Source organism: Chitinophagales bacterium, assembly GCA_020636535.1.
GTDB lineage: Bacteria > Bacteroidota > Bacteroidia > Chitinophagales > JADIYW01 > JADJSS01.
On the sequence record JACJXT010000011.1, the window covers coordinates 784,177 to 798,503 of the forward strand.

General features: G+C 32.0%; 15 protein-coding genes. 4 read left to right on the forward strand and 11 right to left on the reverse strand.

Going from position 1 to position 14,327, the window contains the following annotated elements:
* The first annotated feature begins 38 nt into the window (after nt 1–38).
* Nucleotides 39–1,046 carry an anthranilate phosphoribosyltransferase gene (gene trpD / locus H6553_03725; protein ID MCB9032924.1) on the forward strand — a complete coding sequence of 336 codons (1,008 nt, stop codon included), beginning with the start codon at nt 39–41 and terminating at the stop codon, nt 1,044–1,046.
* Nucleotides 1,030–1,815 (forward strand): indole-3-glycerol phosphate synthase TrpC, encoded by a 786-nt coding sequence (trpC, locus tag H6553_03730; protein ID MCB9032925.1) that lies wholly within the window; start codon nt 1,030–1,032, stop codon nt 1,813–1,815. Before trpD ends, trpC begins: the two co-directional genes overlap by 17 nt.
* 19 nt (nt 1,816–1,834) lie before the next feature.
* On the opposite strand, the gene H6553_03735 is transcribed toward trpC, so the two are convergent.
* From H6553_03735 to recF, 9 genes are all read right to left on the reverse strand, one after another.
* Nucleotides 1,835–2,416, reverse strand: coding sequence for a thioredoxin family protein (locus H6553_03735; GenBank protein MCB9032926.1), 582 nt, complete (start codon nt 2,414–2,416; stop codon nt 1,835–1,837).
* A gap of 66 nt (nt 2,417–2,482) precedes the next feature.
* Nucleotides 2,483–3,556: a peptidoglycan-binding protein gene (locus H6553_03740; GenBank protein ID MCB9032927.1), complete on the reverse strand. Its 1,074-nt coding sequence runs from the start codon at nt 3,554–3,556 to the stop codon at nt 2,483–2,485.
* Nucleotides 3,557–3,732: 176 nt separating this feature from the next.
* Nucleotides 3,733–4,776 (reverse strand): ketol-acid reductoisomerase, encoded by a 1,044-nt coding sequence (gene ilvC, locus H6553_03745; protein ID MCB9032928.1) that lies wholly within the window; start codon nt 4,774–4,776, stop codon nt 3,733–3,735.
* A 19-nt stretch (nt 4,777–4,795) separates the two neighbouring features.
* Nucleotides 4,796–5,032: a hypothetical protein gene (locus tag H6553_03750; GenBank protein MCB9032929.1), complete on the reverse strand. Its 237-nt coding sequence runs from the start codon at nt 5,030–5,032 to the stop codon at nt 4,796–4,798.
* A gap of 457 nt (nt 5,033–5,489) precedes the next feature.
* On the reverse strand, nt 5,490–6,257 hold the full coding sequence (locus H6553_03755) for an alpha/beta fold hydrolase (GenBank protein ID MCB9032930.1): 768 nt from the start codon (nt 6,255–6,257) through the stop codon (nt 5,490–5,492).
* On the reverse strand, nt 6,257–7,171 hold the full coding sequence (locus H6553_03760) for a DUF58 domain-containing protein (GenBank protein MCB9032931.1): 915 nt from the start codon (nt 7,169–7,171) through the stop codon (nt 6,257–6,259). Before H6553_03760 ends, H6553_03755 begins: the two co-directional genes overlap by 1 nt.
* Before the next feature lie 875 nt (nt 7,172–8,046).
* The gene (gene trxA / locus H6553_03765) at nt 8,047–8,367 is read right to left on the reverse strand and encodes a thioredoxin (GenBank protein ID MCB9032932.1); all 321 of its coding nucleotides are present in this window, start codon (nt 8,365–8,367) and stop codon (nt 8,047–8,049) included.
* Nucleotides 8,368–8,435: 68 nt separating this feature from the next.
* The gene (locus H6553_03770; GenBank protein ID MCB9032933.1) at nt 8,436–8,735 is read right to left on the reverse strand and encodes a DUF721 domain-containing protein; all 300 of its coding nucleotides are present in this window, start codon (nt 8,733–8,735) and stop codon (nt 8,436–8,438) included.
* Nucleotides 8,728–9,840 carry a DNA replication and repair protein RecF gene (gene recF / locus H6553_03775; protein ID MCB9032934.1) on the reverse strand — a complete coding sequence of 371 codons (1,113 nt, stop codon included), beginning with the start codon at nt 9,838–9,840 and terminating at the stop codon, nt 8,728–8,730. Before recF ends, H6553_03770 begins: the two co-directional genes overlap by 8 nt.
* 73 nt (nt 9,841–9,913) lie before the next feature.
* Between recF and H6553_03780 the strand changes: the two genes are divergently transcribed.
* Nucleotides 9,914–10,588 carry a tetratricopeptide repeat protein gene (locus H6553_03780; GenBank protein MCB9032935.1) on the forward strand — a complete coding sequence of 225 codons (675 nt, stop codon included), beginning with the start codon at nt 9,914–9,916 and terminating at the stop codon, nt 10,586–10,588.
* Nucleotide 10,589: 1 nt separating this feature from the next.
* The gene (locus H6553_03785; GenBank protein MCB9032936.1) at nt 10,590–11,066 is read left to right on the forward strand and encodes a 6,7-dimethyl-8-ribityllumazine synthase; all 477 of its coding nucleotides are present in this window, start codon (nt 10,590–10,592) and stop codon (nt 11,064–11,066) included.
* A 292-nt stretch (nt 11,067–11,358) separates the two neighbouring features.
* Here H6553_03785 and H6553_03790 read toward each other — a convergent pair whose 3' ends face one another.
* Nucleotides 11,359–12,486, reverse strand: coding sequence for an AhpC/TSA family protein (locus H6553_03790; GenBank protein MCB9032937.1), 1,128 nt, complete (start codon nt 12,484–12,486; stop codon nt 11,359–11,361).
* 1 nt (nt 12,487) lies between these two features.
* Nucleotides 12,488–13,933 (reverse strand): Asp-tRNA(Asn)/Glu-tRNA(Gln) amidotransferase subunit GatB, encoded by a 1,446-nt coding sequence (gatB, locus tag H6553_03795; protein ID MCB9032938.1) that lies wholly within the window; start codon nt 13,931–13,933, stop codon nt 12,488–12,490.
* Nucleotides 13,934–14,327: the final 394 nt, after the last annotated feature.

Here is a 14,327-nt window from a genome sequence, read left to right on the forward strand (position 1 = left end):
ATAAAAGTGATGTACTAATATTATTATCTTTGTTGCTTATGAAAGCATTTTTAGAGACATTATATCAAGGAAAAAAACTCAATGCTAAAGATGCTGAAAAATTAATGCTTGGTGTAGCAAACGGACAATTTGAAACAGCTCAGATTGCAGCATTACTCTCTGTTTATAATATGCGAATGCCAAGTAGTCAAGAGTTAATTGGCTTTAGAAAAGCAATGTTGTCTTTAGCCAATCCAATTCAGTTTAAACAAACCGAAACACTAGATATTGTAGGTACTGGTGGTGATGGAAAGAATACATTTAATATTTCTACACTAGCATGTTTTGTTTGTGCTGGTGCAGGAATTCCAGTTACAAAACATGGTAATTATGGTGTGTCTTCTGTTTCTGGTTCGTCTAATGTGTTAGAAGCGTTAGGCATTCGTTTTACCAACGACAAAAAGATTTTGCAAGAAGAACTAAACAATGCAAATATTACTTTTCTACATGCACCATTATTTCATCCTGCAATGAAAACAGTAGCTCCAATTAGAAAATCACTACAAGTAAGAACCGTTTTCAACCTACTAGGACCACTAATTAATCCTTCTCAGCCAAAACATCAAATCATTGGTGTTTATCATCCAACAATTGGCAATTTATACCAACAAGTAATGGCTACAACAGCTACTAATTTTTCTATAGTACACGCTAAAGATGGCTACGATGAAATTTCATTAACTGGCGATGCTATTATTTGGAAGAAAAGCAGTAAAACGCTGTTTCAAAAATACAATAGAGCAATCTTTAAAAAACATACTCAAAAAAGTATTCATGGTGGTACTACGCTTAAAAGTAATGCTACAATATTCACCAATATATTAAACAATAAAGCTACAGAAGCACAAAAAGAAGTAGTGTTAGCTAATGCTGCACTAGCAATTGCTTTGGTGAAAAATTTAAAATATCAAGAAGCCGTTGATATTGCAAAAGATAGTTTAGAAACTGGAAAAGCAAAAGCAAGTTTAAATAATTTAATAGCTGTTTGTAATGAATATATTAGATAAAATAGTAGCACATAAAAAGCAGGAAGTTTTAACTGCAAAAGAAAAGGTATCTATTAAAAAGTTAGAAAATGAAATATATTTTACTAGAGCGACTAATTCGTTAAAGCAACAGTTTATTAATAAAAATATAGGAATTATTGCAGAATTTAAACGACAGTCGCCAAGCAAAGGAATTATTAATGATGTTGTTACGCCATTAGATGTCGTACTTGGTTATGAGCAAGCTGGAGCCATTGCAAGTTCTATTTTAACCGATTCATTTTTTTTTGGTGGACAAAATCAAGATATATTAGAGGTACGAGATAGTGTAAGCATTCCAATTTTGCGTAAAGAATTCATGATAGATGAATATCAAATTGTAGAAGCAAAAGCGATTGGTGCAGATGTTATTTTATTGATAGCAGCAATCTTAACCAAGCAAGAAATTAAATCGTTTACTACACTTGCACATCAATTAGGTTTAGAAGTATTGCTAGAGTTACACGATACTGAAGAGCTAGATAAAATTGATATTGATGTTGATTTAATAGGCATCAACAACAGAAATTTAAAAACATTTAAGGTAGATATTGAACACAGTATTAAAATGTCGGACTATCTACAAAACGATTTTATTAAAATTGCAGAAAGTGGATTATCTGAAGTTGCTACAGTTAAAAATTTATACCAAGCAGGTTTTAAAGGATTTTTAATGGGCGAAAACTTTATGAAAACTGAAAATCCAGCTTTGAGTTGTAAAAATTTTATAGCACAAATTGATATAAACTAAGCAACATAGATTCAATACATTACTTCTTCTTTTTACATTTTTTCTTTTTAGAATCGGTTTTTATATCATCAGAAGAAATAGAATTGTGCTCTATAATTTCTTCTTGTTCTATATTCTGTTCTTGATTATTGTTGTCTATATCTTCAGTTGATTCAGCTACATCATTCGGATGCTCAATTTCGTAATTCATATTCATAATCATAAGTTTGCTAAGCAATTCATCTACTGTTAGCAAACCAGAAAATCGTTCTAAAATACTATCATTGCTATCAAAAATCATGGTAGTAGGATAGATAGTTACATTGTGTTCTTCTGCTAAATCCATAAACTCAAAATAGTCTACATCAGCTTTTAATACAACAAAGTTATCGTGTAGATATTGGTTGACTTCTTGATTGGTGAAAACTTCATTTTCTAGTTTCTTACAAGGAATACACCATTTTGCACCAAAAACAACCATCAGTTTTTTGTTTTGTTGATTGGCTATTTCATGTACTTCATCGTAGCTGCCTTTGGTATAAAATTGAGAAGCATCAAAATTTTGTGCTACAGAAGTGCTGAGTATAAGAATGGAAATTAGTGTAAAGAATAATTGTTTCATAGTAAAAAATAAAAAAACCGTATTACGAATATAGCAATACGGTTTCAAAATTAATGCCAAAAAAGCTTAATATTTAACGCCAAGTGCTTTTAGCGTTTCTATATTTAAGTTTCCAACTGGCAAGTTATTATCTTGTTGATATTTAATCAATGCTTGTCTAGTATCTTTTCCTAGAATATTATCTACTCCAGCAGGACCAACATCATAACCTCTATCTAACAATGCTTGTTGAATTTGAGAAATAGTATATGAAGTTACTTTGTCGCCACATAAAATTTCTTTCCACTCATTATAACCACCTTTTTTTACGAGTACATTTTTAGTAATAGTTTGATATTCGGCAGGAATAGTTGTTTCTTTAACAGCAGCTGGTTGATCAACTACTGTTTTCGTTACTGTTTTATATTCAGCAGGAATATCTATTTTTTTAGTGGTAGCTGGAGAAGCTAAAACTGTTTTCGTTACTGTTTTATATTCAGCAGGAATGTCAATTACTTGTTCAGCAGCTGGAGTAACTAAAACTTGTTTTGTAATAGTCTTGTATTCAGCAGGAATAGTAATTTCTTTTGTAGATGCAGGTTGGTCAATTACTTCTTTAGACACTTTTTTGTACTGAGCTGGTACCGTTTCTAAACACATAATAATACAATCATCTGGATCTTCAGACAAACAACCTGATGTTTTTTTCTTTACCCATTTTGTAGTTTCATCTGCTACTTTAATGGTTTCTGTAACTGTTTTGTAAGTTGCAGGAATAGTTACAATTTTGCTAGACGCAGCTTTGTCTAATACTTGTTCTGTAACTGTTTTATAAACCGCTGGTGTAGTTACAATTTTTGTAGATGCTTCTTTAATTAGCACTTGTTCTGTAACTGTTTTATACTCGGCTGGTACAGCAATAAGTTTACTAGATGCTTCTTTAACCAACATTTGTTCTGTAACTGTTTTGTAAGTTGCAGGAACAACTGTTTGAACTGTTTTTGCTTCTTTTAAAAGCATTTGTTCAGTTTTAGTTTCGTACACATCTGGCATTAAACATTTTGCATAACATTTTCCTGGTTGAGCGTTTGGTGGATAATCATCTTGACCAAATGAAATCAAAGACGCTAAAACCAAGGCGTTCAATAAAATCTTCTTCATTTTTTTTTGTTTAAATTAAAAATCGATACTTGTAAAGTTATTCAAAATTCAAGCCAAAAGTGTTAAATTTTAAGCTAAGTTATTAACAATTAAGCACATAAAACAAAGAGCTGTCTCATTGACAGCTCTTTACATATCGTATTTTTTCAGTATTTAATACTGATTTAAACTCAGAATTACTTTCCTGGTCTTAAACTTCTTACCGTTTTACCAGCTTGCCACATTTCACTTTCTCTTAATTCTTTCAATTCAGCTTCTAATTTTTCTCTATAATCTGGTTGTGAGTTCGTATCGATACTTCTTTGAGCTTCTTCACCTTTAGCTACTTTATCATACAATTCTTCAAAAACTGGTAAAACTGCTTCTCTAAAAGGACCTTTCCAATCTAATGCACCTCTTTGTGCTGTAGTAGAACAGTTGGCATACATCCAATCCATTCCATTTTCAGAAACCAATTTTATTAATGACTCTGTTAATTCTTCAACTGTTTCATTAAATGCTTCAGAAGGTGAGTGTCCATTTTTTCTTAAAACACTATATTGTGCTTCCATAATTCCAGCTAAAGCTCCCATTAAAACACCTCTTTCTCCTGTTAAGTCAGAGTATACTTCTTTTTGGAAAGTGGTTTCAAATAAGTAACCAGAACCAATACCAATTCCTAATGCAATCGTTCTATCAAAAGCTCTTCCTGTTGCATCTTGAAATATAGCATACGATGAGTTTAATCCTTTTCCTTCTAAGAATAATCTTCTTAAAGAAGTACCAGAACCTTTTGGTGCAGTTAAAATTACATCTACATCTGCTGGTGGAACAATACCTGTTCTATCTTTATAAGTAACACCAAAACCATGAGAAAAATACAATGCTTTTCCTGCAGTTAAGTGTTTTTTTACTGTTGGCCACATTTCAATTTGAGCAGCATCAGACAATAAATACATAATAATCGTAGCTTTTTCTAAAGCTTGCTCTGGTTCAAATAAAGTTTTACCTTCTACAAAACCATCATTAACAGCTTTGTCCCAAGATTTAGAAGGTCTTCTTTGTCCAACAATGACATTAAAACCATTATCTCTTAAATTAAGTGCTTGACCTGGACCTTGAACACCATAACCAATTATTGCAATGGTTTCGTCTTTTAATACTTCTTTTGCTTTCTCAAGTGGAAATTCAGACCTTGTGATCACATTTTCTTCCATTCCACCAAAATTCATTGTTGCCATGTTTAACTATTTTTATTTTTTAAATTTTATGCAATGATGCAGTAAATACATCAATTTGTTTTTGAACTTGTTTTAATAAGTTGTCTGCTTGCCATTCGTCGCTAGTAAATTCAATAGTAAAAATTCCTTCCTCATCACTTTTCTTCTGAAAACCAAAATCAGTTACATTAACTCTTCTTCTAGAAAAAATTAACATAAATCTGCCAATAAGTACAGGTTGATTGTATGACTCAAAAACTATCTTGTAACGCTCCATGCTTATTTTTAGCTTGCTAAAGTTATAACTTATTTTAGATTATTTTAAAACTGTTGTATTAAGATAGTTTTAATTGGCATATTTTAATGAGCATAGTATAAAATTATAAACTAGATTCATTCTGAATTTATTTCAGAATCTTTTACTACATGAATATTTTCAGATTCCGAAACGAGTTCGGAATGGAAGTGATACTAAAGCCATTTCTATAATGAGCATAGTATAAAATTATAAACTAGGTTCATTCTGAATTTATTTCAGAATCTTTTACAACAAGAATATTTCAGATTCCGAAACGAGTTCGGAATGAGAGAAGTGATACTAAAGTCATTTCTATAATGAGCATAGTATAAAATTATAAACTAGATTCATTCTGAATTTATTTCAGAATCTTTTACTACATGAATATTTCAGATTCCGAAACGAGTTCGGAATGGAAGTGATACTATAGCTATTTCTATTTAGCCAAACTAAGTATAGTTGCCACAAAATCGGTAAAATTTTCGGCATGTACCCAATGTCGTGCATTAGCAATTTCTATTAATTGTGCATTTGGAAAGTATTGTAAGCAAGCATTCCAATTATCAACTGTAATATAATCAGATAAAGCACCTTTTATAAAATAGACTTCGCTTGAAGTATCAACAGCATTTATTGTAGGAAAGTCCATGATAATTTCATAGTCTTTTACTAGAATAGGCAAATTACATTTCCATTCAAAACCAGTACTATCTCTTTTCAAATTTTTCAAGACCAATTGTACAATGGCATTACTTTTTATTTGTTGATGCAATTCAACTTCTATATCTTTTCGTTGATGATATTGACCAAGTTGCAAGTGTTGCATTGCATCGAGAATGATTTGATGGTCGCCTTTGTATTTTACTGGTGCAATATCTACCATAAACAATTGATGAATTAATGCTGGTTGAATTAATGCTAAATATGCAGCTGTTTTTCCACCCATTGAGTGTCCAATAATACTTGTTTTTGTAATTTGGTGTTGTTGACAAAAATCGATAATATCATTTGCCATTAACTCGTAAGACATTGAATTTGTATGTGGCGACTTACCATGATTTCTCGCATCAATTAAATAAATTGTAAACTGTTCTTCTAATGCTTTGGCTATGGTTTGAAAATTGTCTAAACTGCCTAAAAAACCGTGCAGAATAATTAAATGTTGATTACCAGAACCAAATTTTTTATAATTGAGTTGTAGCATTATTGCATCTTTTTTCTTTTGAGTAAATATGCCATCAGTATTGGATAATAGCCTTCATTGATATCTGCTTCTACTAAATCTATTTTATACTGTGTACATTTTACTTTAAGTTGCAATTTTTTATCCTTCATTTTTTTGATGTAATTGTCTTTGATTTGATTGGGTTGTAACTTAATCGTTTCACCAGTTTCTAAATCTTCAAACAAATAAGGGCGATTTTCAAAATTAAAGTCAATCTCTTTGCTTTTATCTACTACATGAAACAGTACAACTTCGTGTTTATTGTGTTTAAGATGTTGTAGTGCTAAGAATAAATCTTCTTCATTTTCATTGTCTAACATATCGCTAAAAATTACAATTAACGACCTTTTGTGTACCGTTTCTGCTATTAAATGCAACGATTTTGCTGCTTGTGTTTGTTTAAGTTGTGGTGTTTGTTTGAGCATTTGATACAACTCGTTCATCAACAGTTGATGGTGTTGTGCATTGGTTTTGCTTTTGGTATTGGTGTGAATACGGTCATCGAAAATAGATAAACCAACAGCATCTCTTTGTTTTTTTAGTAGATACATGATAGCTGCAGCAGACAATGCCGAAAATTCTATTTTACTAATCTGACCTTTGGTTTTTTCTAATGGAAAGTACATAGAAGAAGAAGCATCTATTACAATTTGGCATCGTAGATTAGTTTCTTCTTCAAACTTTTTGGTATAGAGTTTTTCAGTTCTGGCGTAAACTTTCCAATCGATTTCTTTAATACTATCGCCGACATTATGCAAGCGATGCTCTGCAAACTCTACTGAAAAGCCATGATACGGACTTTTATGTAAGCCAATAATAAAACCTTCTACAACTTGTTTTGCAAGAATATCGAGTTGGTCGAGTTGAAAATAAGACTGTTGATCTAAAACCATGTTGCAAAATACAAATTTTTGTTGTTAGCATGCGTTAATAAGGTTTAATGTGTGTTCTACTTGAATAATATTAAAGTGCATTAATGCCTATTTGGAGACACTTCGCTATCGCTCAGTGTGACGGTCTGTTGTTTGGGTGTGACGGTTTGCCTGCTGTGCATAAGACAATGTTGGCTCGGCACAGTGTAATGTTACTTGGGCATAGTTGTATGTCTAGCTGGAGACGCTTCGCTATTGCTCAGTGTGACTGTTTGTTGTTTGGGTGTGACGGTTTGCCTGCTGGACATAAGACAATGTTGGCTCGGCAAAGTGTAATGTTACTTGGGCATAGTTGTATGTCTAGCTGGAGACACTTCGTTATTGCTCAGTGTGACTGTTTGTTGTTTGGGTGTGACGGTTTGCCTGCTGGTCATAAGACAATGTTGGCTCGGCACAGTATAATGTTACTTGGGCATAGTTGTATGTCTAGCTGGAGACGCTTCGCTATTGCTCAGTGTGACTGTTTGTTGTTTGGGCGTGACGGTTTGCCTTTTGGGCATAAGACAATGTTGGCTCGGCACAGTATAATGTTACTTGGGCATAGTTGTATGTCTAGCTGGAGACACTTCGCTATTGCTCAGTGTGACGGTCTGTTGTTTGGGTGTGACGGTTTGCCTGCTGGTCATAAGACAATGTTGGCTCGGCACAGTGTAATGTTACTTGGGCATAGTTGTATGTCTAGCTAGAGACATTTCGCTATCGCTCAGTGTGATGGTTTGTTGTTTGGATATAGCTTGTTGTCGGCTAGGCAATGAGGTATTAAAATATAAAAATGCGGAGCGGAAGCCACAAAGTGGCTTCCGCTCCGCAAAAACAATTTTTGTTTATTAAATAAATTAACCAATTACTGCATCTAACTTCCTTTTTAAGTCAGCTTTAGATGCTAATCCAACATGTTTCTCTACAATTTCTCCATTTTTGAAAAACAATAGGGTAGGAATACTCATTATACCATATTCTGCTGCTATATCTCTGTTCTCATCTACATTGAGTTTGCCAATTACAGCTTTACCTTCATATTCTGTAGCTAATTCTTCAATAACTGGTCCAATCATTTTACATGGACCACACCACTCTGCCCAAAAGTCTACTAAAGCCACCGTGTTATCGGCCAAAGCTGTAGCTTTGAAATTTTGTGTGTTTAATTCAGTTGCCATTTTTTAAATTTATTTAGTTAAGTAATTTTACTAACAAATCTAATCAAAATATGTTCCAAATACTAATTTTATTTAATTATGACTTCATTAACAAATGTTCCGTTCATTTTGTCATTTAATCGCTGACAAATTTTCTGTCGTGCCATAAACAATTCTTGTTTTAACACAGCAGAGTTTACATAAACAATTAATTTGCCTTTGTGATAATAGAGTTTGTCTGTTTTATTGGCTATAAAATTGCCCATTTCGCTTTTCCATAGCTGATGAATTTTAATGCTGTCCATTTGTTGGTCTAAACGCATTTCTTTTATCATGGCTTTAAAGACATGATTTAAATCTACAAAGTTGCTACTTCCAATTTTACTCAATGTTTATAATTTTAAAGTCACTAATTGCATTTCGTTCAAATAAATCAGATAGTCTATTTGCCGAAGTGTCTGTAATAATGGTTTGTCCAATTTGATTGGAAGATACTACTTTTATCAATTGATTAATTCTATTTTCATCTAATTTGTCAAAAATATCATCTAACAATAATATAGGTAGTATTTGTAATTTTTCTGCAATGTATTGATATTGTGCTAGTTTTAATGCTAGTAACATAGTTTTTAACTGTCCTTGCGAACCAATTTTTTTTATAGGATTGTCGTTTAGAGATAAATGCCAATCGTCTGTATGAATGCCTTTACTTGTTCTTTGAGCTGCTAAATCGTAAGCCAATTGTTCTTTAAAAATAGCTTTAGCACTGTTTTGTAATAAAGCAGAATCGTAAGTTATATTAATGTCTTCATTGCCATTAAAAATAGCATGGTAAATTTCGTTTACGGCTTCTTTAAAATTGGGTGCATGGTGTTGTCTGTATTCAAATATTTTATCGGCCAATGGGGCTAATCTTTCATCGTAGGTAGCTAATAAGCTTAGGTTTTGCTTTTTGTTAAGAGCAAACTGTTTGAGTAGTGCATTTCTATTTTGTAGTAGTTTATTGTACTGTAAAAGGAGTCTCAAATAATTTAAATCAGTCTGACAATAACTGGCATCAAAAAATTTTCTTCGTTGCTCGCTTCCTGCTAAAATTAGCTGTACATCATCTGGTGCAATAAATACTATGGGAAACTGTCCAACTAATTCACTTTGTTTTTCTACTACAATATCATCAATAATAAATTCTTTTTTGCTTTGTTTTGCATTTTTAATTACAATATGTTTTTCTAGTGAACCAATGCTAAAATGGGTAGCAATTCTAAAAAAATCTGAATCAAATTTAAAGTTTAAAGCATCGTGAGCCGTAAAATAACTTTTGCCAATACAGCTATAATAAATAGCATCTATTAAGTTGGTTTTTCCTTTACCATTATTGCCAACAATTCCAATAAAATTAGCAGCTACATCAAAAGATTGTGTAGTATAATTTTTAAAATGATTAAGTGTTATATGTTTTACTTTTAAGGTTTGATGCATTGATAATGTTGCCAAAATATAAAATTGACACAATTAATTGCATCATTTTAATATAAAATAGTAATTTTGTGGGCTAAAAAATATTTTCATGGCAAAGCAAAAAGCAAATGAGGCAGACCAATTAAGAGATTTTGTAGATAATGCAGAACATTTTTATGAGCAATATAAATTTGTCATCTTAGGTGTATTGGTAGCTTTAATTGTTGCAGTAGGTGGTTTTTGGGTTTATAAAAACATGATTAAAGCTCCAAAAGAAGAGAAAGCACAAAATGCAATTTATGGTGCACAGGAATTGTTTGCAAGAGATTCTTTTGCATTGGCTTTGAAAGGTGATGGTACTGCATTAGGATTTGAAACTATTGCTTCGAAATATAAAGGTACTGCTGCTGGAAATACGGCTAAGTTTTATGCTGGTGTTTGTGAATTGCAAACGGGTAATTTTACTGGTGCTATTAAATATTTAGAAGATTTTGATACAGAAGATGAAATTTTAACAGCTAGAAAATTTGGTTGTATTGGTGATGCTTATGCAGAACAAGAACAAATTGATAAGGCAATAGACAATTATAAAAAAGCAATTGATGCAACAGATAATGAGGTGATTGCTCCTTCATATATTTACAGATTGGCAGCAGCTTATGAGTTTAAGAAAGATTATAAAAGTGCTTTAGAGCAATATAAAAATGTATTTGACAATTATCCGAATACACAAGAAGCTAGTGCTGCTGAAATGGTGATTGCTAAATTAGAGCAAATGCAGTAAAATGGCGTCTAGCTTAAAAAATTTATCAGCATATAATAAAGAAGCAGTACCTACTGTACAAAACAAAAAAATAGGTATTGCCGTTTCTGAGTGGAATGAACACATTACTTTTGCCATGCTAGCTGCTTGTATTGAAACACTACAGCAATATGGTTTAACAGATGATACTATTTTTGTTCAAAGAGTTCCTGGAACATTTGAATTGCCGTTTGCTGCTCAGCAAATGTTAGTACAGCATCAAGTAGATGGTGTTATTTGCATAGGTTGTGTGATAAAAGGCGAAACAGACCACGACATATACATCAATCAGTCGGTAGCTAATGCATTGCAACAACTTAATATTACACAAAATAAGCCAGTTATTTTTGGTGTACTAACACCTAATAATGAACAACAAGCATTAGATAGAGCTGGTGGAAAACATGGCAACAAAGGTGTAGAAGCAGCTATTACATTACTCAAAATGCTAGAAGTGTAAGAACTAAGCTTGTTTTATTAGTTTATACTTTATAATAATTTACTTTGGTATTATTACCCTTTTAACCTGAGTTCGGTTTAAGTAAATTAACAAAACGCAATAACCAAAATGACTTTTCGTCTTTACGAGCAAATGAAAGTAGCAAAGTCTACCTGTTCGGTAGATAGGTAATTTACTTTATAGCAGTTCATAGTTTGAGATTGCCACAATTTTGTTCGTTCCTCTCAAAATTTCGCAATGGACGCATTGATTTTTAATGGTTTATAATTACAATTAAACTGAATTCAAGTTATTAGTTCTCTTCTTTCAATAAATCTTTTAATGCTTCTTCAAGTGCTTTGCCTCGTAAGTTTTTTTGTATGATAACTAAGTTTTTGTCTAATAAAAAAGTACTAGGTATTGATTGGACACCGTAGGTTTGTGCTGCTACAGAACTCCAACCTTTTAAATCAGATACATGATTTTTCCAAACTAAACCATCTTTTGCAATAGCATTTTTCCATGGTCCAAGATTGTTATCTAACGAAACAGAAAATATTTCAAATCCTTTGTCTTTATACTTATTATAAGTTTTAACTACATTTGGATTTTCTTGTCGACATGGTCCACACCACGACGCCCAAAAATCTATCAATACATATTTGCCTTTTAAATCGTAGAGCGAAAGCGTATCGCCATTTGGACTTGGCAACATAATATTTGGTGCTTTTGAACCAACAGCAACGCCAGACACTTGTTCTTGCATCAAGGCATCTTTATACGATTGCAAACTTTGACTCCATAAGTTGACATAAGTTGATTCTTTATCTTTTGCTACGGCTTTATCTACTGTTTTAATAAAAAATGCTGCTTCATCTTGAAAGAAACTTGCTAAATAATTTAAACCAAAACAGGCAACTTCTACATTGTCTTCTTTTTCTATAAATGATTTAATTGCATTAACATAATTCTCTTTTGCTAGTACTTGATTTTGGTCTAATGAATCTTTTAGTTTAGCATTAGTGTTGTTTTTAAATTCTGAATAAGCACTATCTAATAAAATTGCTTTTTCGTTGGCAATAGCATTTAAAGCAGCTAAGTCTTCGCTACCTTTATTACCTTTAATTTCGTAAGCAGGAAATTGATTTAAATCTAAAGATACTTCTAGTTTATCTCCGTTTTCTACATATATAATGATGTCTTTTTTATCACCAAATCGTAGACGCATTAATTTATTTAAAGAATAATTTTTAATATGAAATTTATTGTTCACTATAGTAACGGTGTCAATAGTTTCTACATTATTGGTAGAAATATCTTCTAATGCAACTTGAGTTCCGTTGGCATTTAAAACAGTTCCATCGATAGTAAACCCTTTAAACTTATTACATGATGAAAATAATATTAATGATAGTATTATGAATAAATATTTTGATTTCATATTAGTTGTTTAGTTTTTTACTCAATATTTGATTGGTTAATTTTGGATCTGCTTTTCCTTTAGACACTTTCATTACTTCGCCCATAAACAAACCAATTAATCCTTTTTTGCCTTTTTTATATTCTTCTACTTTTTCTGGTAGTTGATTCAATACACTATCAATCCATTGTTCTAATTCGTCTGCATTAGATGACTGAATTAAATTGAGTTGTTCTGCTAATGCTTTTGGTGTTTGACTAGGTTGCTCTAACAAGTGCTGAAATATAGTTTTTGCAGCAGATGAGTTGATTAAATTCTCATCGGTTAAGGCAATTAAAGCAGCAATTTTATCTGTTTGAATTGGAAACTCGTTGATGCTTAATCCTTTATCGTTTAAATACGATTTAACTTCACCCATTATCCAGTTGGCAGCAGATTTATAATTTTTGGTTTGCTGTGTTAAATCAACAAAATACAAAGCAATATCTTTTTCGTCTGTAAGTACCGTAGCATCATAGTCAGATAAACCCAACTCATTCGTAAATTGTAAATACAATTGTTTTGGTAGTGGAGGCATATTGGCTTTTATCGTTTCAATTTGTGCATCTGTAACAACAGCAGGTGGTAAGTCTGGTTCTGGAAAATAACGATAATCATGTGCAAACTCTTTGCTTCGCAAGACAAAAGAACTACCATCAGTTGCTACAAAACTTCTCGTTTCTTGATCAACAGTTCCACCAGCTTCAACAATATCTACTTGTCTGATAATTTCGTTGTCGATAGCTCTTTTTACATTACGAATAGAGTTCATGTTTTTAACTTCGACTCTAGTATTTAGAATTTTTTCGCCTTTTAAACGAATAGAAATATTGGCATCACAACGCATAGAACCTTCTTCCATATTTCCATCACATATATCTAAATAACGCACTAATTTTCTAACTTCTGTAAGGTACGCATAGGCTTCATCACTAGAAGTAATACAAGGTTCAGACACAATTTCTACCAAAGGTGTACCTGCTCTGTTTAAATCGACCAAAGAATAAAATGGATCTAACTCGTGGTTGTTTTTACCAGCATCTTCTTCCATGTGTACTCTTGTTAATTCTATTTCTTTTTTAGTACCATTGATTTCAATTTCAACAGTTCCACCAACACAAATTGGCGTTTTATCTTGTGTAATTTGGTAACCTTTAGGTAGATCGGCATAGTAGTAATTTTTTCTAGCAAATTCATTGACTTTAGTAATATTTGAACCACAAGCAATACCCATTTTAATAGCTTTTTCTAAAACAGCTTTGTTGAGTTTTGGCAAAACACCAGGCATGCCAAGCGTAATAGCACCAACTTGCGTGTTTGGTTCGGCACCAAAAGTGGTAGCATCTGCTGCGAAAATTTTTGTAGTAGTATTTAATTGAGCGTGTACTTCTAAACCAATCACCGCTTCGTATTTATCGTAAACAGACATGTATTTAATTTAAGTGGCTAATTTCGTTAAAATGCATTGAATTATAAAATTTAAGGTATTAAATTAGTATTGAGATTGTTGGATTACAAGTAGTAAGTACTAAGAATTTTTGTATTTAGACTGTTGGATTGTTAGATTTTTATTTCAATTGGTTATAAAGCCAACAAACATGTACTACTAGCTGCCATGACCTACAACTTACAGAAGTACTTAAAGTTTATTACCCAAACCAGAAAAATAGCCATAAAAGCAATAGAAATAGCCAAAAAATAGCTAAAAAATGCTATAAAAAGCTTAATTTTTAACATTTGTGTACCAGTAAGCTACCAAAAGTACCACACAAAAATACCAAAACCAAAATATAATTTATATAAATAAGTATATGTAATAGTGT

Bases quoted from the DNA above. Each gene is read 5' to 3' on its own strand.
- trxA (MCB9032932.1), bottom strand. From the start codon at position 8,367: ATGGCAACTGAATTAAACACACAAAATTTCAAAGCTACAGCTTTGGCC.
- H6553_03750 (MCB9032929.1), bottom strand. From the start codon at position 5,032: ATGGAGCGTTACAAGATAGTTTTTGAGTCATACAATCAACCTGTACTT.
- H6553_03760 (MCB9032931.1), bottom strand. From the start codon at position 7,171: ATGGTTTTAGATCAACAGTCTTATTTTCAACTCGACCAACTCGATATT.
- H6553_03780 (MCB9032935.1), top strand. From the start codon at position 9,914: ATGGCAAAGCAAAAAGCAAATGAGGCAGACCAATTAAGAGATTTTGTA.
- trpC (MCB9032925.1), top strand. From the start codon at position 1,030: ATGAATATATTAGATAAAATAGTAGCACATAAAAAGCAGGAAGTTTTA.
- H6553_03755 (MCB9032930.1), bottom strand. From the start codon at position 6,257: ATGCTACAACTCAATTATAAAAAATTTGGTTCTGGTAATCAACATTTA.
- trpD (MCB9032924.1), top strand. From the start codon at position 39: ATGAAAGCATTTTTAGAGACATTATATCAAGGAAAAAAACTCAATGCT.
- ilvC (MCB9032928.1), bottom strand. From the start codon at position 4,776: ATGGCAACAATGAATTTTGGTGGAATGGAAGAAAATGTGATCACAAGG.
- H6553_03785 (MCB9032936.1), top strand. From the start codon at position 10,590: ATGGCGTCTAGCTTAAAAAATTTATCAGCATATAATAAAGAAGCAGTA.
- H6553_03790 (MCB9032937.1), bottom strand. From the start codon at position 12,486: ATGAAATCAAAATATTTATTCATAATACTATCATTAATATTATTTTCA.
- H6553_03735 (MCB9032926.1), bottom strand. From the start codon at position 2,416: ATGAAACAATTATTCTTTACACTAATTTCCATTCTTATACTCAGCACT.
- H6553_03740 (MCB9032927.1), bottom strand. From the start codon at position 3,556: ATGAAGAAGATTTTATTGAACGCCTTGGTTTTAGCGTCTTTGATTTCA.
- gatB (MCB9032938.1), bottom strand. From the start codon at position 13,933: ATGTCTGTTTACGATAAATACGAAGCGGTGATTGGTTTAGAAGTACAC.